General features: G+C 60.6%; 18 protein-coding genes and 2 rRNA genes (1 of these 20 running past the window's edge). 10 read left to right on the top strand and 10 right to left on the bottom strand.

Annotated features, from left to right (window positions below):
- Nucleotides 1–8 precede the first annotated feature (8 nt).
- Both IPM54_01840 and IPM54_01835 read left to right on the top strand, forming a co-directional pair.
- Entirely contained in the window at nucleotides 9–2,252 is a 2,244-nt protein-coding gene (locus tag IPM54_01840) for a DUF2169 domain-containing protein (protein ID MBK9258555.1), read from the top strand.
- Between the two features lie 122 nt (nucleotides 2,253–2,374).
- Nucleotides 2,375–5,002, top strand: coding sequence for a protein kinase (locus IPM54_01835; protein ID MBK9258554.1), 2,628 nt, complete (start codon nucleotides 2,375–2,377; stop codon nucleotides 5,000–5,002).
- Between the two features lie 85 nt (nucleotides 5,003–5,087).
- Here IPM54_01835 and tssI read toward each other — a convergent pair whose 3' ends face one another.
- Nucleotides 5,088–7,178 (bottom strand): type VI secretion system tip protein VgrG, encoded by a 2,091-nt coding sequence (tssI, locus tag IPM54_01830; protein MBK9258553.1) that lies wholly within the window; start codon nucleotides 7,176–7,178, stop codon nucleotides 5,088–5,090.
- A 206-nt stretch (nucleotides 7,179–7,384) separates the two neighbouring features.
- Between tssI and IPM54_01825 the strand changes: the two genes are divergently transcribed.
- The 3 genes from IPM54_01825 to IPM54_01815 all read left to right on the top strand — a co-directional run bounded on the left by IPM54_01825 (nucleotide 7,385) and on the right by IPM54_01815 (nucleotide 11,358).
- Entirely contained in the window at nucleotides 7,385–7,834 is a 450-nt protein-coding gene (locus IPM54_01825) for a hypothetical protein (GenBank protein MBK9258552.1), read from the top strand.
- Between the two features lie 137 nt (nucleotides 7,835–7,971).
- On the top strand, nucleotides 7,972–10,065 hold the full coding sequence (locus tag IPM54_01820) for a protein kinase (GenBank protein ID MBK9258551.1): 2,094 nt from the start codon (nucleotides 7,972–7,974) through the stop codon (nucleotides 10,063–10,065).
- 84 nt (nucleotides 10,066–10,149) lie between these two features.
- Nucleotides 10,150–11,358, top strand: coding sequence for a hypothetical protein (locus IPM54_01815; protein MBK9258550.1), 1,209 nt, complete (start codon nucleotides 10,150–10,152; stop codon nucleotides 11,356–11,358).
- On the opposite strand, the gene IPM54_01810 is transcribed toward IPM54_01815, so the two are convergent.
- Entirely contained in the window at nucleotides 11,355–12,671 is a 1,317-nt protein-coding gene (locus IPM54_01810; GenBank protein MBK9258549.1) for an ATP-binding protein, read from the bottom strand. The genes IPM54_01815 and IPM54_01810 overlap by 4 nt on opposite strands.
- Before the next feature lie 93 nt (nucleotides 12,672–12,764).
- Here IPM54_01810 and cysK point away from each other — a divergent pair, with 93 nt between their 5' ends.
- Together cysK and IPM54_01800 are read left to right on the top strand one after the other, a co-directional pair.
- Nucleotides 12,765–13,751 (top strand): cysteine synthase A, encoded by a 987-nt coding sequence (gene cysK, locus IPM54_01805; protein ID MBK9258548.1) that lies wholly within the window; start codon nucleotides 12,765–12,767, stop codon nucleotides 13,749–13,751.
- A 24-nt stretch (nucleotides 13,752–13,775) separates the two neighbouring features.
- Nucleotides 13,776–14,729 carry a serine acetyltransferase gene (locus IPM54_01800; GenBank protein MBK9258547.1) on the top strand — a complete coding sequence of 318 codons (954 nt, stop codon included), beginning with the start codon at nucleotides 13,776–13,778 and terminating at the stop codon, nucleotides 14,727–14,729.
- A 234-nt stretch (nucleotides 14,730–14,963) separates the two neighbouring features.
- Here IPM54_01800 and IPM54_01795 read toward each other — a convergent pair whose 3' ends face one another.
- The 4 genes from IPM54_01795 to IPM54_01780 all read right to left on the bottom strand — a co-directional run bounded on the left by IPM54_01795 (nucleotide 14,964) and on the right by IPM54_01780 (nucleotide 18,871).
- Nucleotides 14,964–16,511: an SDR family oxidoreductase gene (locus IPM54_01795; protein ID MBK9258546.1), complete on the bottom strand. Its 1,548-nt coding sequence runs from the start codon at nucleotides 16,509–16,511 to the stop codon at nucleotides 14,964–14,966.
- A gap of 11 nt (nucleotides 16,512–16,522) precedes the next feature.
- Nucleotides 16,523–17,146: a hypothetical protein gene (locus IPM54_01790; GenBank protein MBK9258545.1), complete on the bottom strand. Its 624-nt coding sequence runs from the start codon at nucleotides 17,144–17,146 to the stop codon at nucleotides 16,523–16,525.
- 107 nt (nucleotides 17,147–17,253) lie between these two features.
- Nucleotides 17,254–17,733 carry a hypothetical protein gene (locus IPM54_01785; protein ID MBK9258544.1) on the bottom strand — a complete coding sequence of 160 codons (480 nt, stop codon included), beginning with the start codon at nucleotides 17,731–17,733 and terminating at the stop codon, nucleotides 17,254–17,256.
- Entirely contained in the window at nucleotides 17,705–18,871 is a 1,167-nt protein-coding gene (locus IPM54_01780; protein MBK9258543.1) for a serine/threonine protein kinase, read from the bottom strand. Before IPM54_01780 ends, IPM54_01785 begins: the two co-directional genes overlap by 29 nt.
- A 171-nt stretch (nucleotides 18,872–19,042) precedes the next feature.
- On the opposite strand from IPM54_01780, the gene IPM54_01775 reads away from it, so the two are divergent.
- The 3 genes from IPM54_01775 (at nucleotide 19,043) to IPM54_01765 (ending at nucleotide 21,713) form a co-directional block, all read left to right on the top strand.
- A complete protein-coding gene (locus tag IPM54_01775) occupies nucleotides 19,043–19,843 on the top strand; it encodes a crotonase/enoyl-CoA hydratase family protein (GenBank protein MBK9258542.1) in 801 nt (266 codons plus the stop codon).
- 159 nt (nucleotides 19,844–20,002) lie between these two features.
- Complete coding sequence (locus IPM54_01770; GenBank protein MBK9258541.1) at nucleotides 20,003–20,866, top strand: cyclic nucleotide-binding domain-containing protein; 864 nt, start codon at nucleotides 20,003–20,005, stop codon at nucleotides 20,864–20,866.
- 28 nt (nucleotides 20,867–20,894) lie between these two features.
- Nucleotides 20,895–21,713 (top strand): 2-oxo acid dehydrogenase subunit E2, encoded by an 819-nt coding sequence (locus IPM54_01765; GenBank protein ID MBK9258540.1) that lies wholly within the window; start codon nucleotides 20,895–20,897, stop codon nucleotides 21,711–21,713.
- A 4-nt stretch (nucleotides 21,714–21,717) separates the two neighbouring features.
- On the opposite strand, the gene IPM54_01760 is transcribed toward IPM54_01765, so the two are convergent.
- From IPM54_01760 to IPM54_01745, 4 genes are all read right to left on the bottom strand, one after another.
- Nucleotides 21,718–22,470, bottom strand: coding sequence for a hypothetical protein (locus tag IPM54_01760; GenBank protein ID MBK9258539.1), 753 nt, complete (start codon nucleotides 22,468–22,470; stop codon nucleotides 21,718–21,720).
- A 49-nt stretch (nucleotides 22,471–22,519) separates the two neighbouring features.
- Nucleotides 22,520–24,181: a DUF885 domain-containing protein gene (locus IPM54_01755; GenBank protein ID MBK9258538.1), complete on the bottom strand. Its 1,662-nt coding sequence runs from the start codon at nucleotides 24,179–24,181 to the stop codon at nucleotides 22,520–22,522.
- A 101-nt stretch (nucleotides 24,182–24,282) separates the two neighbouring features.
- Nucleotides 24,283–24,399 (bottom strand): 5S ribosomal RNA (gene rrf, locus IPM54_01750).
- Between the two features lie 171 nt (nucleotides 24,400–24,570).
- Nucleotides 24,571–25,535 (bottom strand): 23S ribosomal RNA (locus IPM54_01745) (it continues 2,039 nt past the right edge of the window).

Here is a 25,535-nt window from a genome sequence, read left to right as displayed (position 1 = left end):
GACAAACCATGGAAATCGTTTCCCACTGCCCGCTCCCCGCTGCCGTTCGGCCTTACCAGACCGTGCGAGGGGCTCGCTTCATCCTCGTCGTCTGCAAAGCCACGTACCTGCTCGCACCAACGACTTCGGCGCTGAGTGGTTCGCAAGAACCCATCCTCGACGAAGACAAACGCTGGGACGACAAACCCGATCGAAGTGTCTTCGCCCCCTCGGACATCGTTCCGTTCAAGCGGGACGTCGACGTCATCCTGGTGGGCCACGCTTTCGCTCCCGGGGGCGCGCCTGCGCGGTCCATCATGACGCGTCTGTGCGTCGGCGAGATCGACAAGAGCATCGAAGTTTTCGGTGACAGACTCTTCACGCCGCATGGCGAGCTTCGAGACGGCCCGCGCATCACCCGCGCACGCTTGCGTTACGAGCGCGCGGCTGGCGGCCCCGGCACGGCGAATCCCGTCGGCATGCGGTACGACAAGAAGGACCTCTTTGGCGCGGTCGCGTTGCCGAGTCTTCAGCCACCGGGCCTCCACGTCACGCGTCCGGAAGACCTCGTCGAGCCTGTTGGATACGGACCCATTGCACCTGAATGGCCGTCACGAGCAAGCCGACTCGGACGCTGGGCAAACGCATTCGTGCCAGCACGTTGGTACGAATCGCCTCTACCAGACGACATCGACCCGTCCTTTTTCAATGTAGCCCCGCCAGATCAGCGATTGCGTGAAGTTCGTCCCGACGAACGCATCGTGCTCGAAGGGCTCACGAGCGATCAAGCGCGGTTCGTCACGCAGTTACCAGCGCTCGTACCGAAGGTCATCGTGGAACGGATCACGGGTCGGCGAGATCCGATGCAGCTCCGTGCCGACACATTGTGGATCGACACGTCGCGGCGCATGTGCACGGTGACGTGGCGGGCAAGCATCCCGATCATGCATCCGTCCGACACGGGGCGCATCATCGTCACGCTCGGCGCACCAGAGCCGAGTCGGGTGTATGCGAAGCACGATCCCGCGCTGCTCGCGACGCCCATGTCCGTGGACGATCCGGTTACGAGCGAGACGCTCACGTTCAACCCGCTCGGGATGAAACGTCCGGTAACGCCGTTCGATCCGCAAATTCCGGCGGTCTCGAATCCGCTTGAAGGCCTTCTCATCGACGATGCGCTCGTCGAGGACGACGCGATCACGTTTGTCCAAACGGAAGACGTCAAGAGCAACACGTTGCCTTTCGTTGCACCTCAAAGTTCACCGGCAAACCGCAGCACGAACGTCCCGCCGCAGCCGTCGTTCGATCGAGCACTACCTTTTGCAGCTCCCGCATCATCACCACCACCGGTTGCGCCGGCGCTTCCGTTCGTTGCTGCAACCGCACCGACTCCCCCGCCGCCACCTCCGCCCGCGCGAGCGTCATCCCCACAAATCTCACGCGATTTGCCGTTTTTCTCTTCGCTCGGTTCCAGCGGACAAACCGAGTCGGCGGTTTTTCCTACGCCGAGTCCATCGGCCGTTTTTCCTGCACCGAGCGCGCCCACTCCGCCCCCGGTTTTTCCTGCGCCAAGCGCGCCCACTCCGCCCCCGGTTTTTCCTGTCCCGCATTTGCACGCGCCTACCCCGGGCTTTCCAGTCCTTGGCACCGTTGCTGCCCCAAGCGGGCCGAGTGCTTCGCCGCCTGCACCAGCCGCCGCGCCCGCAACGGTTCCCGATGCCCCGCCGCTCATCGGACCACTGGCAACGGCCGAGATGTACGCACGCTCGGCTCCTGCTGCGACAAACGATGCGGGTGCTGCCCCCGCGGAGGAAAAACCCACGCCTGCAGCGGTCGCGGATGCTCTTCCCATCGAAGATTTCCCGATCGAACGATGCGCAAAAATCACGGCGTCCATCGCACGTCGCAGAGACGAACGCGCTCGTATTCTCGAGGCCGAGAAAATCGAAGTCGGGCTTTTCGCTCAGGTTCAGGTCCATTGGTACGAGGCGATTTCGGCAGAAACCGATCGAGGAAAAACCAAGCTGCTCGAAAAGTTCGATGCGGCCTACGTCGAGCGCCTCGAAGAAGAACGCGGCCCAATCACCCCTGAGCAATTCGCTCGAATCGTCGTGGCCGCCGAAAGAGGTCGCCCGGACCCGACGTTGCGCGAGCTCGGACTACCTCCAAGCGCGCTCATGCGTATCGAACGCGTGTTCCTCGGGCGAACGACGCGCGACACGGAGCTTGGCAAGCAAGTGCTTCGGGCAATCGAAACGGAACGAGACGCTTGAGGCGTGTACGTGCCCAAGAGGCGCGTGCGTCATTGTCCGACGTTTCATTGTAGACATCTCGCCCGGCCGCGGCTTTCCGGTGTACGCTGGGGGCAGGTACGTTCGACGCGCGAAGCTCTTCTATGGCCGAACAATCGACGACCAGACCCAACGCGCCCACCAGCGCGACTTCGACGCCTGCGCGCGCGAAGGATGGAGCACCTGGTCCGAGCTTCGGTTCGACGGTGTCGATAGCGTCGACCAATGATTCGGTCGACGAGCTCGGTGCGACGGTCGCTGGAGGCCTCACCTCTCCCGCTGCAACCAATGCGGACATGCGAGCTGATGCCGCATCTGCACGTACGAGCGACGCTCCGTCGATCACACGCGTCATCCCGGTGGGAACGCCGACGCATGCCGACGAAGCAGTCATCGTTGGAGGTGCAACGGATCCCGCGCCTACCTCCAACGGCGATCCGACCGGCTTCAAGAAAGCGCACGCGCAAACGCTTGCCGGACTTGCTCCACCACCCGAGCTAGCCGCTGCCATGGAAGCCGCAACGCCACAGCCAAGCGCAAGCGCTTCCAGGGCTCCCTCGACAGCACCACCATCGGTCGCAGCAGCCTCAGCATCGAAGCTACCGCTTCCGCCGCCGCGGCCAGGCGCAGCTCCATCGAAACCAGGCTTCACACCGCCCCCATCAAACGCTGCGTATCGCCCAGTCGGGCCGGCACCGACCTTCGGCGCGCCGCCTCGACCGCGCGCATCATCGCCACCACGCATGGGCATGCAGCCGCCGCCGTTGCCTCCCGCCGTAGGTGTGCCGGCGCTGCGGCCGCCCTCGGCTGCGGGATCGCCAGGGTTTGTCCCTCAAGCACCCAACAGTGCAGCGCGTTCGTCGTCGGCAATGCCTGCCGTCACGCCCCCGCCTTCAGCGGCCGATCCGCGGCGAACGTCGAATGCAATGCCCGCCATCGCGCCGCCTCCTGTTCCGGGAGACATTCGGCGAACGTCGAATGCAATGCCCGCCATCGCGCCGCCTCCTGTTCCGGGAGACATTCGGCGAACCTCAAACGCGATGCCCGCCATCGCGCCGCCTCCGGTTCCGGGAGACATACGACGAACATCCAATGCGATGCCTGCCGTCGCTCCGCCTTCGGCTCCGAGCGATCCAAGACAATCGTCGAATGCGATGCCCGCGGTCGCTCCGCCTCCCGCTCCAAGCGATCCAAGGCAGTCGTCGAATGCGATGCCCGCGCCCACGGCCGCAGCGCTCAGGCCAGAAGACATCCGAGTCGGTTCGGGAACGATTCCGATGATCAACGTGGCGCAGAGTTCGTCGCCAGCTCCCGCGGCAAACCCGGAACGTGCCGAACAACCTGTCGAACATTCATCGCCGCCGAAGATGATCTATGCCCCGGGCACGATCATCGCCGGCAAGTACCGGCTCGAACGAGTGCTCGGTCAAGGCGGCATGGGCGCCGTGTGGGTCGTGCGCAACATGAGCCTCGATGCAGACTTTGCGCTGAAGCTCATTCGACGAGATCGCGCGACGGAGGAGGCAGCGGCGCGACTTCTCACCGAAGCAAAAGCCGCAGCGAAACTCGGCCATCCGGGCATCGTGCGCGTTTTCGATTTCGGACAAACCGAGGTCGGTGATCCGTATCTGGTCATGGAGCTGCTCACGGGCGACTCGCTCGGTGCACTCATCACCCGCAAGAAACGTCTCGAGCCAGCCGTGGCCGTGCAGATGCTCTTGCCGGTCGCAGCGGCTCTTTCAGCAGCGCATGCCAAAGGGATCGTTCACCGGGATCTCAAGCCGGACAACATCATGCTCGCGACGCAAGAATCGTCGCGAAAGCTCGTCCCAAAGGTGCTCGACTTCGGCATTGCGCGCGTCCTCCGCGACGACGTCGAACGCCACCAAACCATCGCCGGCGAAGTGCTCGGAAGCCCCGACTACATGTCGCCCGAGCAAGCGCGAGGCCAGCTCGACATCGATCATCGAACCGACATCTGGACGTTCTCCGTTCTTCTCTACGAAAGCATCACGGGCAAACGCCCCTTCGAAGGCCACAACTACAACGCGCTCATCGCATCGATCGTGTCGAACCCGCCGATGCCCATCCACGCGTATGGCGTTGCCGACACCGATCTTTCGGGGATCATCGATCGAGGTTTGTCCAAGAGCCCCACGGCGCGCTGGCAGACGATGAAGGACATGGGAATCGCCCTTGCGCGATGGGCAGTCACTCATGGAGTGCAGAACGACATATCGGGTGTGTCAATCCAAACCGAGTGGCTTGCATCGGCTCCCCAGCAACTGATGACACTCCAGCCCGCGCAGCTCCCTCGATTGGCCGTTCCCGGGGCCGAGCCTCAAGCGGCGCACTCGACTGCGCCGGTCGTTGCACGCGACACTGTCGAACGGTCGGGTTTGCGCGGCGATGGTCGAAAGAAATGGATCATCGGCGCCTTGGTGCTCGCAGCGTTCGTCGGAGCGTTCGTCATCGTCAGCAGCTTTGGCTCGATGTTCTTGGACTCTGCTGCACCGGCACCCGAGGTTGATGCTGGCCCGCCACCAGAAACATCGGCAAGCGCCGGACAAACCGAGCCTAGTGCGAGTGCCCCTGCACCGACCGCGAGCGAGGTGCCGTCGTCACAACCGAGTGCTCGCGCCAGCGCGTCGGCGAAACCTCCTGTCGTGCCTGTGCATACGACTCCGATCAGGCGCAAAGCTCCGCCGGTGCCGACGAACATCAAGTTTTGACGGCTGCACAAAAGTGGTTGGCACTTTTGTGAGGGCATGTCGCAGCACCCTCACAAAAGTGGTTGGCACCTTTTGGGGGTGCGCCTCAGGTGTTGATCTTGACCATCGGCCCGCCGCGAATGATCACGTCGCCGCCCGAGCACAGCACGTTCGTCTGGCTCGAACCTGACACCGTAATCGTCGCGGCCGTCAGCGTGATCGTATCGCCCGACATCTCGATCGACGCGCCTCCTGGCGTGGAGAACGTGATCTTGTCGTGCACGATCGTCTGCGCGGTGCCTGCAGCAGGACCGCCCTCTCCAGGCGGAGACACCATGACCGAATAGGTGGCGCCAACGGTCGTCGAGTCGATCGCACCGACTTGCGTCGAACGGCTCACGCCGACGACCACGCTTCGATTGATCGCCGTCACTTCACGCTCGCTGGCCTGCACGGTCTTCAGTAGGTTTTTCCCGATCGTGATCGTCTCGTTGGCACCGATGGACTTCGTTCGGCTTTGCCCGATGCTGACGGACTCGTTCGCTTTGACCGTCTTTTGACGATTTTGCCCGATCGTGACGGTCTCGTTTTGATGCACCGTCTTGGTCCGATCGTTCATGATCGTAGCGACTTCGTCATGCTTGACGAGCTTGTTGTAATCGCGTTCGGCCTGCATGCGGACGAGCTCTTTGCCTTGCGCATCCTCGAACATCAGCTCGTTGTAGCCACCCGTCGCGCCGGTCGAATTGCTCCGGATACCGCTCTGCGTCTTGTTGTCCGGCAGTTTGTAGGGAACTTTTTGCAGGTTCGTGAACACGCGACCAACGACGACGGGGCGATCGGGATCTCCACCGAGGAAGTCCACGAGAACTTCTTGTCCAATGCGAGGCAAGTTGACGCCGCCGTAACCAGCGCCGCCCCACGGTTGGCTCACGGGGATCCAGCACGAGCTGTTGTCGTCCATTTTGCTTTCGCGATCCCAATGGAAGTGGACGCGAACGCGACCGAACTCGTCGCAATGGATTTCTTCACCGGCGGGCCCGACGACCGTGGCGCTCTCGACGCCGTTTACCTTGGGCTTGTGTGCACGCGTCGGCGGGCGATAAGGCTGCTTGGCGCTCTTCGCTTCGCATTGATGTGTCCATTCGCCCGTGGACGTGCCGGCGAGGTTCGATTCGACGACGAGCAACTTCTTGTCGCTCGCGAGGTCCGCACGCGGGTGATCGAGGAAGCTCGTCACCATGCCCGGCGCGACATCGTGCGCGCTCGTGGAAAACGAGACGGTCGTTCCACTTGCGCGTTTGGCCTCCAAGCGACGCTGCGCGAGTTTCTGGCCTTCGGTCTCGTCGGTGCGGGCTTTGCCTTTGTCATCGGCCGCCGGCGTATCGTCGCCTTTTTCAGCGCCGAACAAGAATGCTCCAGGCTCGTAATGAAATCGCTCGAGTTTGTCCTCGATGGCGCTCGCTGCCCCCGCAGCCGTGGCGGCGAGGTTGTACGAAGGCGGCTTACGATAGTCGACGTCGCGAATCGTGAGTTTTCCGGGACGAACTTTCCGCGCAATACGCACGTCGGTGACGTGTTCTTTATCGGCCGTAGTGGGGTTGTCGCGGAAGGCGATCGCGGCGCGCGCTGCATTCGATTGCGGCGCGTCAGCCAAGACGAGCTTGGATTCGCCATCTTGCGTTTCGAAGTAGAACGAGATGCCCGCATCTTCGAGCATGCGGCAGATGAACGCGTAGTCGCTTTCGGCGTATTGCACGCGGTACTTGCGCTTCTTGTAGGCACCTTTGTCGATCTTGAGGACCGGTTCGATGCCCCACTCGGAGAGCAGTTTTACCACGATGTCCGGCTCGGAAAGTTGCTGGAACATGCGGTGATTGCGGCGTTGCGTGGCGAGCCAAAACGTCGGCACGATGGCGACGTGGTAACTGGACAAACCCGTCTCTTCGACGGCAAGTTGTTCGAGCTCGTTGCAGATGCCGGTCCAGATGCGTTGCGAACCGGCGAGACCATGGCCGTGGTGCAGTACGAAGCGAGCTTTTTGCCCGACAATCGATTCGAAGTCGACGTTGGGGTTGTCCGTCAAAGCGACGAGTCGCACTTCGAAAAGTTGCGACATTCGTTCGTTGACCGTGAATTCACGCACGTCGAAAGAGTCACCCGATGCAAGTTCGACCGAGAGATTGCTGGCTGCCATCGTAGGTCACCCGTGTGTCGCGGCAAAACGCCTGTCCGTCGTGTTTTGAGGAAGTTTGGCGGCGGCCCCGATGGACGTGGAAATCGGGAACGCAAGGCGACAGTAACACGGCTCGGCAGCGCGGTGTGCAAGGTTTTGCGGCTCCTGTCGGGATCAATCGAGCATCGGCGTTGACAACGTTTCTGCTCCCAAGCGAACGTTTGCTCATGTTTTCGACCCGTCCGCTGTTCGTGAACACCCATTGGGTTCTCGAGCGCGGAATCATCGAGCCCATCGTGATCGTGCGGCGCACCGCGAATCCGTATGCGGCGCTGGTCGAAGTGCGCGCGTCTTTCGACGCGTTGACGCAAGTCTTCGACACGCTCGACAGGCGCAATTTATCAGTGCTGGTGGACATGCGCCTCGCACCTCCACGCGATGATCCGGAATTCGATCGCGCAGCCGCGGATCAGCCCAATCATCTGTCGCGTGACTTCGTCCGATCGGCCGTCTTGATTCGAACCGCCACCGGGCTTCTGCACGTGCAGCGACACATGCAGCGCCTGGGTCTTCCCATGAAGGTGTTCAGCGACGAAGTTCAGGCAATCGAGTATTTGCGTGGACGCATGGATCCGCCATCGGCTCGTGGCGGGACGATTCCGCCGCGGCGCGGGTAGCGACGGATTCGAGCGCTGCGACGATTTCATCTTGAATTGCCGTCGATCATTCGAACGCCTCGCTCGACGAACGGCTTCGTCCCGGCGCGTCGACAAGCCCCCTGCACTCGCCAGCGCAATCGTATAGTCTTTTCGTAGTGCGCCGCTTCGACGTCCTCGTGCTCACCGCTCTCCAGGACGAACTGGATGCCATTCTCGGCCTCGGTGGTGACATTGCGGGCACTTGGCACGCAACGCGCGATGCGGAAGGGTACGTTTACCATACGCGACAAGTGCCGGCGGATCGCGGCGGAATGCTGACGATTGCCGCGGCATGGATTGGCGAAATGGGTGCATCGGCGGCGGCAACACGAGCCGCTACGCTCGTCAAAGAGCTCGATCCGGGCTGCCTCGCCATGTGCGGCATCTGCTCGGGAAAACGAGGCGAAGTCACGCTCGGCGACATCATCGTCGCAAGCCTCGTCTACGACTACGATCGCGGAAAGCTCGTCGCACGCGACGAAGGCCACGCGGCGCCAGACCATTACCACGACATCACCACGTACAACCTCGAACGACGCTGGGCGATGGATGCCGCGTACTTCGCGCGCGACGTCGAACGCATTCGAGACCTCGTAGGACCAAGACCGCTCGCCATGCGCGTGCAAATGCGATGGCTCCTGCACGCAATCGCGGCGTTCGAACAGGATCGTGCCGCGTCGCCGAAGGACAACCCGGAACGCAAAAAACACTGCCCCGATTGGCCACGCGTCGTGGCCAAGGCCCGCTCCGAAGAGTTGGTCACTCTGGAACGAGGAGGACTACGACTCACCGATCGCGGTCGCGAATTCGTGCTCGAAGACGAACTGCTGCATCCGGATGGTTTGCCCGAGGATCCACCTTTGCGCGTGCACGTGGGTCCCATCGCAACGGGCAGCGTCGTGCGAGAAGATCCGCTCATCTTCGAACGGCTCGCGCGGCACGTGCGCAAGACGATCGGCGTCGAAATGGAGGCTGCCGCCATCAGCCAAGTTGCGTCTCACCTCGGACGTCCGTCGATCATCGTCAAAGCCGTGAGCGATCACGCCGATCACGACAAGGACGACAGTTTTCGTGCGTTCGCTTGTCGAGCATCGGCCACGTGGCTCCTTACGTTTTTGCAGCGACACCTCGAACCACTCGACACAAATTTTGAGGTCAAAGCGGTTGGTCTCGACGCACGTGATGAACGACCAAGCCAGACGCCGCATTTCGTCGATGCACAAACGCAAGCCGTAGCGGCCGACTTGGAAGCAGCCATCGCCCGGAGAAACAGGCTCCGGCACGTGAATGCCGACACGAAACAGGTGGATCGCGAAATTCTGGCGCTACGAAGGCAACTTCGCGAAGGCGGCGTGCTCAGGGCCGGAGATTCACTGGGCGACGGAAGATACTTGCTGCTCGAACAAGTTGGTCGGGGCGGGTTTGCCCACGTTTGGCGAGCGCTCGATAGACAAACCTCGACGCATGTTGCCATCAAGGTCCTGCGGAGCGATCTGGCGCATGAACGGCAGCGCCGAGAAAGGTTTTTCCGAGGCGCACGGATCATGGCCGAGCTTCATCATTCGGCCGTCGTGAAGGTGCTGGAACAGAAGGGCGAAGACGGCGGATTTCACTACTTCGTGATGGAGTTCGTCCCTGGAAGCGATTTGCGGCAAGCCGTCCTGCGTGGTGACGTTCTACGCAACGCGGGCCTGTTCATGGTGCTCGCGGTCGGAGAAGCTCTTGCCAAGGCGCACGACCGAGGCGTGATTCATCGCGACGTAAAACCGGCAAACATCCTGATTCATGCCGACGGGTCACCCAGGCTCACGGATTTCGACCTCGTGGCAGCCGCGGATACGACCGGCGGGACGCGAAGTGGAGCATTGGGGACGTTCGTGTACGCGGCGCCAGAATGCATGCATCAGCCGCAAAATGCCGATCCGCGTGTCGACGTATACGGGCTTTCCATGACGACCGTTTTCGTACTTTACGGACGTGAGTTGCCGCTCGACGTGGTGCGCGACGCAAAAGCGTTCATCGAAAAGCTCGATTGCCATCCCGAGCTCAAGGACGAGCTGGTGCGGGCGACGTCTTGGGAACCGGCTCTGCGGCACGACAATGCTCGTGAATTTTGCGCGAGGGTCAATCTGACGCTTCAGCGACCATTGCGAGACTTGCCGGTCCGCGCTGAAGACAAACTGGAAGAGGACTTTTTTAGCCGCATATGAGGTTGCTCGCGGGCCTGTTTGCGCGCTAATGTCCGCGCGCTTCGGCCCCGTTCGTCTTGGGCCGGCCCCTTCGGAAACACCGCCATGAACAGTCAGCAAAAAGTCATTCCGGGTTTGCTTGCAATCGGCCTCGGATTCGGTTGCGCCGGGCAGCAACAGCAACAAGACGCCAAGGCGCCCGAGCCCAAAGTCACGCAAGTCAAAGTCGGCAACATCAGCCCGGTCGACCTGGCGGTTTGTTTTCCCAAAGCTCCAGCGTTGCCCGACAAAATCAACAAATCAGTCCTGACCGGTTTGCTCGTTTCTTCACAGCCCCTCGTCATGGAATGCCTGGTCGATCCGAAGCACCGCGGCCCCGCGGACGCGACGGAATTCACCATCGAAAGCACCCTCGAAGGCGGCAAACTCACGCACAAGGTCACCGGGACGAACCTGACGCCCGACGGCGAAAAATGCATTGGCGCCGCGGTCGATCGGTTCGTCGCGTCCGCACCGGATTGGTCCGCCAAAGCCACGGCGACGACAACCTCCGTCACGGCCAAATCCTTTCCGTTTCAACACAACGCCACGAGCATGCCGGCCGTGAAAATGGGCACGAGCGAAGCATCCGACGCCGCAGGAACCATTCGTTTGGCGCAAAGCACCTTCTGCGATTGTTACGCGGCGTGGAAAGACAGCGAGCCTGGTGAGCTAAAAGCCAGCGTAAAAGTCACGAAGAATGCTGCACCTGTCGTGACCTTCGACGCGTCGACGGATGCGACCGCGACGCAAGTCGCCGCATGCTTGCAGCCCAAAGTATCGGCATTGCCCCTGAAGACAACGTCGGACGAAGTCACGGCGCCCTATACGTTTTTCTTCGCAAACTCCATGGGCACCGGCATGTTCACGAATGCCAAACCCGCCATGGCGTTCATGCAGTACGATGCGGTACGCACACAGACGTTCGGAGCGTCGCTGGTGGCCGATGGCAGTCGTCTCGTCGCCGCAGAGGCCTACGAGGCGCTGGTGCAGCAATACAAGAAGGAATCGAAAAGCGTGACGATCAAGCAGCTCCAAGATGGCTGCGATGGCCTCCTGAAGGGCCACGATGGGTACATTGCGGCGCTCGAGAAACAGCTCGCCGTCGAAGAACAAGCCGTCGCCATGTTGACCGACTTCGCCGCGAAAGACGCGAGCTGGGCGCCCGTGAAAGAAGCCACCGCACAGCAGCCCGGACAAACGAAGAAAGACCTCGAAACTGCCAAAGCCACGCGCGCCGAAGACGCCGCCACGTGCGCGAAGCTCAAGATTTAATCCCCCAACCTGAACTTCAATTGAAACGCCGCTCGATACGTATCGAGCGGCGGAGGCGTCACGCTCGCATTCGACGCAATGATTTGCGACGCCCACATGCGCTCGGCAACGCCGCACGCATCCTCGAGCTCCCGTCCAGCTCGCCCATCACTCAATGCAACGAGCGCCACGATGTCGTCCGGCGGAAGATGCTTCGCGTAGTAACTCAGGATCTTCGCCCGCTCGGATGCATTGGGCAGCGGAAAACGGACGAACAGATCGAACCGACTGAGCAGCGCTGGATCAAGGTCGTCCTTGCGGTTCGTCGCGCCAATCACGACCACGTTGCTGCGATCCACGAGCCCCTGGAGCTGCCGCAACAGCACCGAAAGAATGCGTCGCGTGCTTTCGTGCATCGCTCGCTCGCGCGACCCCGCGAACGCGTCGATTTCGTCCAGAAAAACGATGCTGCGCTGCAATGCACCAGCCGTCGTGAAAATCGCGTCGAGCCTGCGTTCGGATTCCCCATACCATTTGCTCATGATCGATTCGACGGGCAAATACACGAGCGGAATGCCGCTTTCGCTCGCAATCACCCGCGCCATCGTGGTTTTTCCCGTCCCCGGAGGCCCCTCGAAAAGAACCGCGCGAGGCAAACTCGACCCCGGACGCGAACGCGCCATTTCACCTACCGCAACGAAAATTTCCGGGTGCAAGAGCGGCAATACGATGGTTTCTCGAACATCCCGCTTCGTCGATTCGTATCCGGCGATCCTATCCTCTCGAAATTCACCGCTCGCCTCGAAGACGACCGCACCGAGCTCGGCGAGTTTTTGTACGGGCGAAAGAGTCACGGCTGCATCTTCATTGCGGCTCGCGCATTTGCGAAATACGTCGAGAACACAATTGATTTCTTCTTGGAGCAGGAGGCCTTCTTTTTCGAAAACGACCATACCGCCTCCTTTGGCGTCGAAGCGAATGGTGATTTTCGTCGGCGGGACGAGCTCGGGGCCTTCTTTGCGTTTGTCGGCGAATTTGCGTTCGATTGGGCTGTGGTTGTCTCCGACGAGCGTCGCGCCGTAATAGCTGCGCCGGAATTCCGTGAAGTAGCGATAATACTGCGTGAGCACGTCGACGATGGGAAAGAATGCTTCTTTTCGCAGCTCGATGAACGACAGATCGACGGTGAGCGTGGATTTTTTGTAGGAGACGACGGGCAAGATCGCGTTGATGGTTTCTGGGCGCAATGCTCCGAGGTGCAGGGCGCTACCGGCGTCGATCTGTTGCTTGGCTTGGTCGTACGAAACGGCCGCGAGCGGAGTTGAATCGTTCATGCGCGCGCAGATGAAAGCGCCTCGAAGCGTCGCTGTCAAACGTGACCGAGGTTTATCGACGCACGATTCGCAGCTCGTGCTAAAGTGCCCGCCATGGCTCGCATCTTCGAAGACAATTCGCGCAGCATCGGGGGAACTCCACTCGTACGAATCAACCGTTTGACGCGCGGAGCGCATGCGACCGTGCTCGGCAAGGTCGAGGGGCGCAACCCTGCGTATTCGGTCAAGTGTCGAATCGGAGCTGCGATGGTATGGGATGCCGAAGAACGCGGCGCCCTCGGTCCCGGAAAGGCCATCGTCGAAGCGACGAGCGGCAATACGGGCATTGCGCTTGCATTTGCCGCGGCGTCTCGAGGTTATCGATGCGTGCTGACGATGCCCGAAACCATGAGCATCGAACGTCGCAAAGTGCTGGTGGCGCTCGGCGCCGAATTGGTCCTTACGCCCGGGGCGCTTGGAATGAAAGGCGCCATTGCTCGCGCGGAAGAATTGGCTGGGGCAGAACCGGATCGTTACGTGCTCATGCGGCAGTTCGAAAACCCGGCCAACCCGGCCATTCACGAAACGACGACTGGACCGGAATTGTGGAACGACACCGATGGCGGCATCGACGTGCTCGTATCGGGCGTGGGCACGGGCGGCACGATCACGGGCGCGTCGCGATACATCAAAAAAACGATGGGCAAGGCGATCATGAGCGTAGCCGTGGAGCCTTCGCATTCACCGGTCATCACGCAGACGCTGCGAGGTGAAGAATTGAAGCCGGGACCGCACAAAATTCAGGGGATTGGAGCTGGGTTCGTCCCGAAGAACCTGGATCTTTCTCTCGTCGATCGCGTCGAGCAAGTGACGAACGACGAAGCGGTCGCGATGGCTCGGCGGCTGGCACGCGAAGAAGGCATTCTGAGCGGCATCTCGTGTGGGGCCGCGATCACCGTCGCGCTGCGTCTCGCATTCGACGAGGCGTTTTCTGGCAAGACGATCGTGGCGGTGCTACCCGATGCGGGCGAACGGTATCTGACGACCGTGCTCTTCGAAGGAATGTTCGAGGGCGTCGAGAAGGCCACTGCGTCTGTTTGACGAGACAAACACAACTCCAACGCCATGTCCGACAAGATGGAAAAGGGCCTCGACACGGTCGTGTCAGGGCTGCTCGCAAGCTACGCGAACGACCCGCGAGGTCATCACATTGGCAAGAAATTCTTGCCGTCGCGCGAAGAGATTTTCGAGATCATCGAGCTTCTCTTCCAGGTGTTTTACCCGGGCTACTACGGCCGGCAGGACCTCACGAAAGGCAATCTCGAGTATCACGTGGTGACGCTCGTCTCGACGCTTCGCGAGAAGCTCGCCACGCAAATCGAAGAGTGTCTTTGTTGGTCGAACGAGATGGGTCGGGACGATCGAAAGCTCGGTCCGCGTTGTGAACACAGCCGCAAGCTGGCGTCCGAGCTCCTCGAGCGGCTTCCTGCCATTCGCGACACGCTTTTGCAGGACGTCCAAGCGGCGTACGACGGAGATCCGGCCGCCGCGAGCATCGACGAAATCATCCTCGCGTATCCGGGTCTATTGGCCGTGACGGTGCATCGCGTAGCCCACGAGCTGTACAAACTCGAAGTGCCGCTCATGCCGCGCATCATGAGCGAATGGGCGCATTCGCGGAGCGGTGCGGACATCCATCCCGGATCGCATATTGGCCGGAGCTTTTTCATCGACCACGCAACGGGCGTGGTGGTCGGCGAGACGTGCGATATCGGGCCGAACGTGAAGATGTATCAAGGTGTGACGCTGGGCGCGATTTCGCATCCGAAAGACGAGCGCGGGCGCATCATTCGAAACGCGAAGCGACACCCGACGGTCGAAGAATCGGTGACGCTTTATGCAAACGCTACGGTTCTAGGAGGACAAACCGTGGTGGGTCGGGGCAGCGTGGTCGGCGGATCGGTGTTCTTGACGAAGAGCATCCCACAACGTTCACGCGTGGGCGTCAAACCGCCGGATTTGCGCGTGATCGAAGGCAACGGTAACGACGAGGAATACCCGCTCGAATTTGAAATTTAGGGTGGGTTTGGTCGGCCAAACTCGACAAAAAAAGCCCCGGCGACTCACCATGAGCCTGCCGGGGCTTTGTCGCCGAGCGGGATAACAAATAGCGACATAGGAAGCAAAACGCATCGGCGAGCTTTCGTCAATGACATTTCTTTCGTCGGGCAATTTTTCGCCGCTTGAAACGTCAATGTGCCCGTGGGGGCGGACGAGCCGGACATCAATGGGCACGCATTGATCTTCGCCGCGTTACCAAGGCGTTGGCTTGTAGTCTTTGAAAAACTGCCCGAACGGATGCGTACCCGTCGCGAATCCCGAAAATATCGGATCGCATATGCGCGCCGCACCGTCGACGATGTCGAGCGGCGGATGAAAACCGTGTTCGGCTTGTTTTCTCGTCGCGATTGCGATGGGGTCTTCATCCGTCACCCATCCGGTGTCCACGCTGTTCATGTGGATGCCGTCCTTTACATAATCCTGGGCAGACGTGCGCGTGAGCATGTTGAGCGCCGCTTTGGCCATGTTCGTATGCGGGTGTTTGTCCGTCTTGTGGTCCCGGTAAAACTGTCCCTCGACCGCCGAAACATTGACGATGTGTTTGTCCCGGGACGGCTCGCGCGTCATCAAATTCTTCAATTTGCTGGACATGACAAACGGCGCAACCGCGTTGACCAGATACACTTCGAGCAGCTCCACGGTTGGAACTTCGGCCAGCGTAAGACGCCAACTGTTCTTTTCACGCAAATCGACTTGCTGGAGATCTTGATCGAGCTGCCCGCGAGGAAAAAGCTCCATCTTCCCCGCTATCGCGTGATCTTCGGCCGTGAGAGCAAGTTGGGAGAGCTGCGCGGGGTCGGCAAAAAGCGCTTCGGGCGCCGATGCAAGAAGGTTTCGCTCTCGGGCGTGACGCGCGACGAGCGGACGAGCAGGCGCGGGCAATGCATCGAGCGCAGCCTGTTCGAGGTCGACGAGATGAGCGTAATAGCCGGGCGGGCGCCGCACCGTCTGACAAGCGTTGTGAATGATGAAATCGAGCCGTGGCAGGTGCGAATTGACAAACCGGACAAACCGTTCGACCGCGGGCGTGAAACGCAGGTCGAGGCCAAAAATCTCGAGCCTGTCGGCCCACGCTTCATAATCCGCTTCACGCGCATAACGCAAAGCCGCGTCATGCGGAAACCTCGTGGTGACGACGACGCGACAACCAGCGCGCAAAAGTAAAATTGCTGCTTGGTATCCGATTTTCACACGCGCGCCCGTGACGATCGCCACGCGTCCTCGCAGATCAGCCGATTGCACCCGCTTTTGGTAGTTGAAATCGGCACACGCTGGACACAATTGATCGTAAAAGAAGTGAACCCGACGGAATTCCTCTTTGCAGACGTAACACTTGCGCGCCTCGAGAAGCTCGGATGCCGATTCGGCACTTGCAGCGCGAGGCAATTCCTCGGGGCCACGAATGGGATCGGGCGTTTGGAATACGGGGGCGCGACGAGCGGTACGAATGCCGGTCGCATCGAGCAATCGCTCTTCGGCAGCTCGAGCTTCGCGTTTGTCTTTGCGACGTAGCTCTTTCGCAAGCATCCGTTGCTCGGAGCGACTTGGCCGTGACACTCGCCCGGCTGCTTCGAGAAGCCTCTGCCGCGTGGCAGCGTCCACGTGCGCCAGTCGACCTCGATTGGCAACGATGCCTTCGAGAACGGAAATGGTCGTGAGAAGGTCGTCTTCGCCGAATGGGGACGTATCTCGCGCGTCGTCTTCCGCGGTTTCGTCCTCGTTGATCAATTCGTCGTTCATCATCATTGGGATCAATGGAAGGCCAGACCGAAGAGCTGGCCGTCGAGAGGAATGGGCATTTTGATGGCGCAAACGAGCCCTAAATCGATATCGTACGAATCGCCTTCGGTGAGGGTGCCGAGGGGAACGGCGAGCCGAAATGCCGCGGAGAAAAAGCCCAGTGAAACGAACGGCGACGCATGAACTCCCACGGTCGTAGCATATTTGCCGGCACCCTCTTCGAGATATGCCCCGACTTCCGCCCCGAACATCATGAAATTGAATTGCGGACCGAATGCAAAACGAGCGTGCGTGAATCCCACCGTTTGAGCTTGCGCAAAACCGCCAATTCCGAAACGAAATGCGGCGCCGGGATACCGAACGTACGATAACTCGGCACCGAGAATTCCTGTGACCGGCGTATCCAAGTGCCCCGTGAAACCAAAGATGGGACCGATACTGACGAAATTTTTCGCTTGTTGCCGAGACGATTCTCGAGGGAGGACGACGACGGGTTTGGCCGATGAAACGACTCGTGGTTGCGCCGTTTCTTTGGCCTTTGGCTCAGCGAAAGAATATGCGGGCAAAGCGAAAATCGCGAGGGCGGCGAATGTGGAAGCCCAAAGCAACCGGGCGCGACGAGAGACCGGACGCACGAGAGGCAGATTCGAAGCGAAAACTTGGGCGAGCGCCTGACGCATCGAGTCGGAGCATACACGCGGAATGAAACCCCGCCAGGAGATCTCGCGCGGATGGCGGGGTTTCACCCCAATCGCGCCAGGTACCGCATGAGCCGTGCGAGAGCGAGGACCGCGCCGGCGCCAATGAGGATGCCGGCAACCCACGTCAAACGAAGTGGACCAATGTCGACGCGTTCGGTGCCGAGCCAATAGGTGCTGGCGAGGTAGTCGAGCGTGCGGACAAACACGCCGGTGGCAGCAAGCGCCACAGGTACGCCGAGCATGGAGCCCACTTCCGGTGCTGGTTCGGGCCCCACCGACGGCAATGTCTGACGAGCGGGCGGTGGCGACGGCGGACGTTCGCGTGGAGGCATCACGACATGGGATCCAGAGATGCGACGAGGCGCGGTCGCTGGGCTTTCATCGAGGCCCACGTTGAGCGCAGGCGACGTCGCAGCTCGGGCCGCGGGCGCTAGATCGAGATTTGCCGGCTGCGCAACACTGCGCGACAGTTCGGCGCTCGTCGTTTGCGGCCTACGTCGTGATGGGGGCACGACATCCACGCTCAGCTCGAGCTCTGCAGGTTCGTGTACCGAAGGTTTCGTATTCCGAAGCGGAACGGAGCTGCTCGTTGATGCGGAGTTGTTCGAGTAAAACCTCGGGCTCGGGTATGGCGCCGGGCGGAGTGACGGCGGCATATCCGCCGCTCGGCGGACGCACGGGGGGCGTACGACGACCGGGAGCATACGAACGCGTCACGCTCGCCAGCGCTTGCTCCATTTCATCCCAAAACATGCCTGCGTCGGCGGGTCTGTCGCGGGGATCGAGCGCAAGGGCTCGTTGCATGACGGCTTCGATCACGTCGGGAACTCGAATGCCCTCTGCACGCGGCGTAGGTCGCCTTTTTTCGTCGAGCACGGTACCCATGATCGCGACGGGATCGCCGTCGATGACGGCTCGTCCTGCGAGCAGTTCGAGGTACGTGATGGCCAAACCCCAAACGTCGGTCCAAGGGCCGGTGGTACCAAAACGCTTCGGCGCCCATTGTTCGGGCGCGCCGTAGCGAGGCGTGAATGCGAGCGGAATCGATTCGGTCGACTGCGTCTGCTGCCCCGCCATCACGGAAACGGTGTCGCGGGCTCGAGCGATGCCGAAGTCGAGAATTTTGATGACTTCGATGCCGCGAACTTTGGTGAGAAAAATGTTGGCAGGTTTGATGTCGCGGTGGACGACGCAGATCGATCCCGAGGGGCCAGGAAATCGGTGCGCGACTTCGAGCGCGCGAGCGACGGGCGTGAGAATCCGCGCGGCTTCGAGGCAATCGACGGGCTTCTGACCGCTTGCAGCGCGGTCTTCGATGTAGGCCCAGAGCGTGCGTCCTTCGAGCCACTCGAGCGCAATGAACGGAACGATGAGACCACTGCTGAGAGTGAGAACATCGTAGTGCAAAGGTCGGACGACTTCGGGGATATTGGCGGACAAACGGAAGAGCATCTCTGCTTCTTCGCGAAAGCGTTCGAGAAAATCGGCCCGTTGAGCTTCGGGAATGTTGGGAATTTTTAGGCATTTGAGCGCCACGGGCGCGCGAAACGCACCATGGAGCGCTCGATACACCACACCAAATCCGCCTTCGGCGACAGCTTCTTCGATGCTGAAGGGACCCTGCGTGGTGCCGGCGATGCCGAAGACATCTTGGGCCATCCGCGGCAGCATACGACGACTCGGGCAGCGCGGTGAAGTAGGTCGCGGCGAAATCCAAGCCCTGCGTAACGGCTCTCGCTCATGTGCTCACTCGATTCGTTTGCGAACGACGCCATGCGCGCACCCTCGAAGAAGCGACAAACTGCAGCGCGGCTCTGCTAGCCTCGCGCCATGAGTGACTTCGTCGCGCTGGATATTTCGGACTCGATCGCCACGGTGACCTTGCTTCGAACCACCATGCCTCCCGCGTTCTTCGCGGATGTCGAAGCAGTGTTCCGACGCATTGCGACCGAACGCGAAGTGCGTGCCGTCGTCGTGCAGTCGACTGCAAAGGCGTTTTCCTTTGGCCTCGATTTGCGCGCGGCGATGAACGAGCTTGGCCCACTTCTCGGTGGAAGTTTGGCTGCGGGACGCATGGAGCTGCTCGGAATCATTCGACGACTTCAAGGCAGTTTCGACGTGATTTCCGCGTGCCCCGTACCCGTCGTCGTGGCGATCCACGGACCGTGCATCGGTGGAGGACTCGATCTGGCAACAGCGTGCGACATCCGCTTGGCGTCGCGAGATGCAACGTTTTCGTTGCGAGAGACGCGCATCGGGATCGTTGCGGATCTGGGAAGTTTGCAGCGACTTCCGCGCATTTGTGGACAAGGCGTGGTGCGCGAGCTGGCGTTTACCGGCAAGGACATCTCGGCAGCGCGAGCCGAGGCGATCGGTTTGGTGAACGAATTGTTTGACGACGTAACATCGCTGCATGCGGGCGCGCGGAAGCTGGCGCTCGAGATTGCGAGCAACCCGCCGCTGACGGTGCGGGGCGTCAAGGCCGTGCTCGATTACGGCGAGGGAAAAACGGTTGCGGATGGCCTGGCCTACGTGGCGGCATGGAACGCAGCGTTTTTGGCTTCCGAAGATCTGACCGAAGCGATGATGGCATTCGTCGAGAAGAGGCCGCCGCGATTTTCGGGCAAGTGACGAATTGACGAGCTCGAGCGCGCAATTGCGACGAAAAAGGCAGCCGTTGCGCCCCACGAACTGACTATCGCACCTGCCGCAGTTTCATGCGACACTACGCGCCCTCGGAGCGGCTCGTGCGTTTGCGCTCGAGCCACCTCGACGCAAGGAAAGCTCGCCATGACGATCCGCCCTGCAGACTTGCACGCAATCCCTCTTTTCGAGGGGATCACCGAGACGCACTTGTCCGAGCTTCTCGAAGCGATGGAGCGCGTCACACTTGCTCCGGGCAGCGTGCTGTTCGAGGCAGGCACCGAACCGCACCACTTCGCCTTGCTCGTGCGTGGCGAGATCGCGCTCGAACAAGAGGGAAACGTGCGGTTTCGACTGGCCCCCATCGCACCGATCGGGGAGCTTGGCGCATTGACTGGACTTTATCGCAACACGCGCGCCGTCGCGACGACGGAAGCCGAGATTTTGCGCATCGGAGTCGGTGCGTTGATGCGTTTTTTCGAAGCGCACGGCGACGTCGCGTTCCCGTTTTACAACAACCTGCTCAAGATCGTCGCCGCGAAGATGCATCGCGACGCAACGCGGCTCGAAGAGATGCGCACGAACATCATTCGAACGCAAAAGGCAATGAAGGAACTGCGCGACCACGTCCTCGAAGCGGAAGAGACGCCCATCAGCAAGACGGTGTGCGATACGATCGAACCGCTCATCGAAAGGAATCGCCGAGGCCATTACATGGTTACGCCGGCGTATGCTTTGTCGACGTCGGTGCGCCTCGACGACGGACGGCTCCTTCCCGTTTCGGCGATGTCGGAGGGATTCATCAAAATCGTGAATTTGCCCGATGCGGCTGCGAACCGCGAAGTGAGCTTCGTGCTGGTCGCGCCGAGTGATGAAATTCCAATGAGCGGCAAAATCGTGCAAGTGGCCGATGACGGAGTGCTCGTCGAGCTGGATCTCTTGATAGACGAATATGCCAAGAAATTGCAGGAGCACCTGACGCGCGTCCAAATGCTGGATTTCGTCGTTTGATTGCCCAAATTCGCAGGCGGCTAGCACCATGAACCCCACTCGTCGAAAACTCGCCATTGCAACTTGGTCGTCGCCGCACGAAGGCAACATTTACGGCAAATTGACGCTGGACGTGAGCCAAGCGCTGCCGTACGTGGAACACCTGCGCAACAAAGACGGTGAAAAAGTCACGATTGCGCATATCGTGGGCAAAGCCGTCGCCAAAGCGCTCGAAGCAGCCCCCGGATTGAATGGTCGCATCGTATTCGGCAAGTTCGTCCCGCACGAATCGGTGGACGTTACGTTCCTGGTGGCGCTCGAAAATGGCAAAGATCTGGCCAAGACAAAAGTTACGAATGCAAACGAGCGGTCCATTTCCGACATCGCGCGCGAGCTTGGAAAAGGTGCAGGCCGCCTGCGTGAAGGCAAAGACGAAGGTTTTGAGAAAAGCAAAGGCATTCTCCGAGCGTTACCGACGTGGCTTCTGAGGCCGCTTCTTTGGACGACGGGGTATCTCACGAGCGCGCTGGGCATTCCAGCGATGGGTCTGGAAGCATTTCCATTTGGCTCGGCGGTCATTACGAACGTGGGTTCGTTCGGTTTGGAGGAAGCGTACGCCCCGCCGACTCCATTTGCGCGTGTGCCCGTCCTGATTCTCGTGGGCGCCGTGAAAGACCAGCCAGCCGCCGTGGATGGCCAAGTGGTCGTTCGTCCTCAAGTAACGATTACGGCGACGATCGACCACCGCTTCATCGACGGAGCGGAGCTCGCCATTCTCGCCAAGATCGTTCGCCAGGGCATCGAACAGCCTTGGACGCTCGAAGGTTTGTCCAAACCACCTTGGGAAAGCGACAAGTCGTCGAGCTAAATGCTCATTTCGGGACGCCGGAGGTGGAATTGAATCCGAGCGTCAATCGGAGGCGTTCGGTCGAGCCCACGGTATTGCCCATCGTGGTGTGCGTTTGCAGGTCTCCATCGATGCACGCGGGCACGGCCGGTTCGTAGCTGTTGTCCCCGAGCACGACGTAGCTCGCAACGTAATTGCCATATTCGGTCGCAGCATCGACGTAGTTGAGGCCGATTTCGGCGAGATTGAGGCCGCCACCAGCAGGAAGCGCCTGACCGAATACACCCGAAATGGTCAAGTAACTACCATCGATATTGAATTCGCCGTCCGCGTTCGAATAGAAGACGTCGTAATATTCGGTCGATGCACCACTGATATCCTTGTTCGCATCGCCCAATGGATCGGCAAGCCGAACCCCGAGCTCGGGACCATCGATGGTGAACGTGTACGCGGTGGGCTCGGTGCCACCCGTACGCTCGTAAAACGTAATGCTCGTGAGGCCCGGGAGCTTACGCACGGGCACCATCGATGGGGCGCCACCGGCTCCGACGAAACTGCCGCCAACGCCAATGCCACCTTCGCCGCCATTACCTCCGCCGCCAGCAGTGCCCTCACCGCCGGATCCGCCAGTGGACGACGACGATGCGCCGCTCGAAGCACCCAAACCGGCCGCGCCACTGCCTTGTTGATCCGCGCCGCAACCAACGACGCCAAAGGAAAAACCCACGAGCGAACCGAGCGCCCACACGAGAGGAGCAACTACGCGATGAGGAAGCATGACTACGAGGAGATCGCGGAACGACGAGCCCGTCAATCCCCTCGCAGGGTCACGCAAGCAGCACTTTGCGAAGTGCGCCGAGACCGATCGCACCGGTGGAAAGTAGCGATGCGTGGAATCGTTTCATGTCGAAGGAACTGCCCTGCCGCGCGCGCACTTCGTCACGCAGGCCAAGCATGATGCGCTCGCCGACTTTGTACGCGATGGCCTGACCAGGCCAACCGAGATAACGCGTCATCTCGGAAGCAGCATGCGAGGGCTTCATGCGCCCGACGCGCGTGAGCATGTCGACGCCGTAGTCGAAATCGATGAGCTCCCCAGGGCGAAACGGAGCATCCACCGGCGCACGCAAGCCGAGGTGTGCGCCGATGTCGAGCACGACTCGGCAGGCGCGGATCATTTGACATGCAAGCATTCCAAGCACGTACTCGGGCCGCTCGAGATATCCGAGCTCGTCCATGAGACGCTCGGCATAGAGCGCCCAGCCTTCGGCGTAACCGGTCTGGAAGTCGCTGATGATGACGCGATGCAAGCGACTCAAGTCGTCGCGCAGAGATACCTGCGTGCCGAGTTGCAGGTGATGCCCCGGAAACCCCTCGTGATACGCCGTGCTCACTTCGGTGTAGAGCGGGATGAGTGCGTCGTTGCCCGGCGAGTACCAGATCGTGCCGGGCCTCGAGAAGTCGTCCGAGGGAGGCAAGTAGTAGGCACCAAGCGGACCACCTGGAGGCGCGAGTTTGGTTTCCACGGAACGCACGGGATGCGGGATGTCGAAGTGGATTCCATCGAGCTCTTCGACGGCTCGTGCTTGCCGCTCGGCGACGAATCGAACGAGTTCGTCCGGGCCATGCGCGCAACGTGATGGATCGCTTTCGAGCAGAGCGATGACTTCGTCGAGCGATGCACCTGGTTTGATTTGAGCCGCAACTTTCTGCATGCGCTCCGAGATCTGGCGGATCTCGTGCCAACCCCAGGCGAACGTGTCGCGCAGGTCGATCGTCATGCCGAGAAACGCACGGGCTTTGCGCGCATAACGTTCCTCGCCAAACCCTTCGTTTACTGCGGCACTCGGGCGGTACGTTTGCTCGAGGTAGTCCGCTAGGTCGGCATACGTGCGCTGAGCATGCGCGATGGCCTTGTCGAGGCGCGCGGCGAGGCTCGCATCGAAGACGGGACTCGACGCAAACGACGAAGCAAGCGCGCGAAACGATGACGACTCCCCCGCGTGAACGCGTGCTTGCTCGATGGCGGCGTCGACCTGCCTGCGTGCAGCCGTATTTCCGTTGCGGCGTCCTTCTTCGAGCGCCTCGCGATAGGAACCGAGCGCGCGATCGATCGTCGCAAGGCGTTCGGTGATGTTCTGCCAACCCTCGCGGGTGGACGTGTTCATCACGTCGAAGACCATGCGGATGTTCTGAACGGGCGATGCGATGTGGTTCAGGTCGACGAGATGGTCGCCTTCGCGAAGCCGCTCGAGCTCGACGTCGATGAAGTCGCGCGCGAAGAGGACCGCAAGCTTGTCGCGTTCATTGGCGCAAGGGGCGGCATCGATGTGTTGCCTGTGGTGAGTGAGCGTCGAGATGGCGGCGGAGGCGCCTTGTGGGCCGAAGTCGTCCCAGGCGTGGTCATGTCCAGCGATGCCCCAGAAGGTGGCGGACGAGGGGCGCAAGGCAGCGATATCGCGCAGGAGCGCGTCGGAGAGGGCGAACATGTGCGGATTGTGGGGGATGATTGGGTTGGAGGTGATCGGGAAATTCGGCGGATGGAAAAGAAAAAGCCTGCAAGAGGTTATCTTGCAGGCTTTAGAAAAGGACCCGGCGGCGTCCTACTCTCCCACTAGGCTTCCCCAGCAGTACCATCGGCTCCGAGGAGCTTAACTTCCGAGTTCGGGATGGGATCGGGTGTGGCCTCCTCGATTTCACCACCGGAATTTGTGGGTGCACCATTCGAGCGAATCGAAGGTGTTTCGCGTTGGTATCTCGATCACCCGATCCAGAGTCGAGATACGTTTCGTGAATTTGCGTCCGCAGTAGCATTGAGCGCTACGCAGGTTCGTCACCCGAACTCTGCGTGCGAGGAATCGACGTTTGCCTTAGAAGTATGGTCAAGCCGCACGACCTATTAGTACCGGTTAGCTCCGCGCATTACTGCGCTTCCACACCCGGCCTATCAACCTCGTGGTCTACGAGGGGTCTTTAGGAGTCTTGCGACTCGGGACACCTAGTCTTGAGGCCGGCTTCCCGCTTAGATGCTTTCAGCGGTTATCCGTTCCGCACATGGCTACCCGGCTATGCCCTTGGCAGGACAACCGGAGCACCAGAGGTGCGTTCACTCAGGTCCTCTCGTACTATGAGCAACTCCTCTCAAGTGTCCTACGCCCACGGCAGATAGGGACCAAACTGTCTCACGACGTTTTAAACCCAGCTCGCGTACCGCTTTAATCGGCGAACAGCCGAACCCTTGGGACCTGCTCCAGCCCCAGGATGCGATGGGCCGACATCGAGGTGCCAAACCGCGCCGCCGATGTGAACTCTCAGGCGCGATCAGCCTGTTATCCCCAGAGTACCTTTTATCCGATGAGCGATGGCCCTTCCATGCAGAACCACCGGATCACTAACGCCTGCTTTCGCACCTGTTCGACCTGTCGGTCTCACAGTTAAGCTCCCTTGTGCGTTTGCACTCTACGCCTGGTTTCCAATCAGGCTGAGGGAACCTTCGCACGCCTCCGTTACTTTTTGGGAGGCGACCGCCCCAGTCAAACTGCCCACCAGGCAGTGTCCCTGACCCAGGTGATGGGTCTAGGTTAGATTTCCAGAATATCCAGGGTGGTATTTCAACGTTGGCTCAGCTGAACCCGGAAGCCCAGCTTCAAAGCCTCCCACCTATCCTACGCAGAATATCCCGAAAATCACTGCCAAGTTGCAGTAAAGGTTCATGGGGTCTTTCCGTCTTGCCGCGGGTAGAGGGTATCTTCACCCCCAATACAATTTCGCTGAGTCCCTGGTCGAGACAGCGGGGATGTTGTTATGCCATTCGTGCAGGTCGGAACTTACCCGACAAGGAAT

This window comes from Polyangiaceae bacterium, assembly GCA_016715885.1.
GTDB lineage: Bacteria > Myxococcota_A > Polyangia > Polyangiales > Polyangiaceae > Polyangium.
This window is presented reverse-complemented; position numbering and strand designations above follow the sequence as displayed.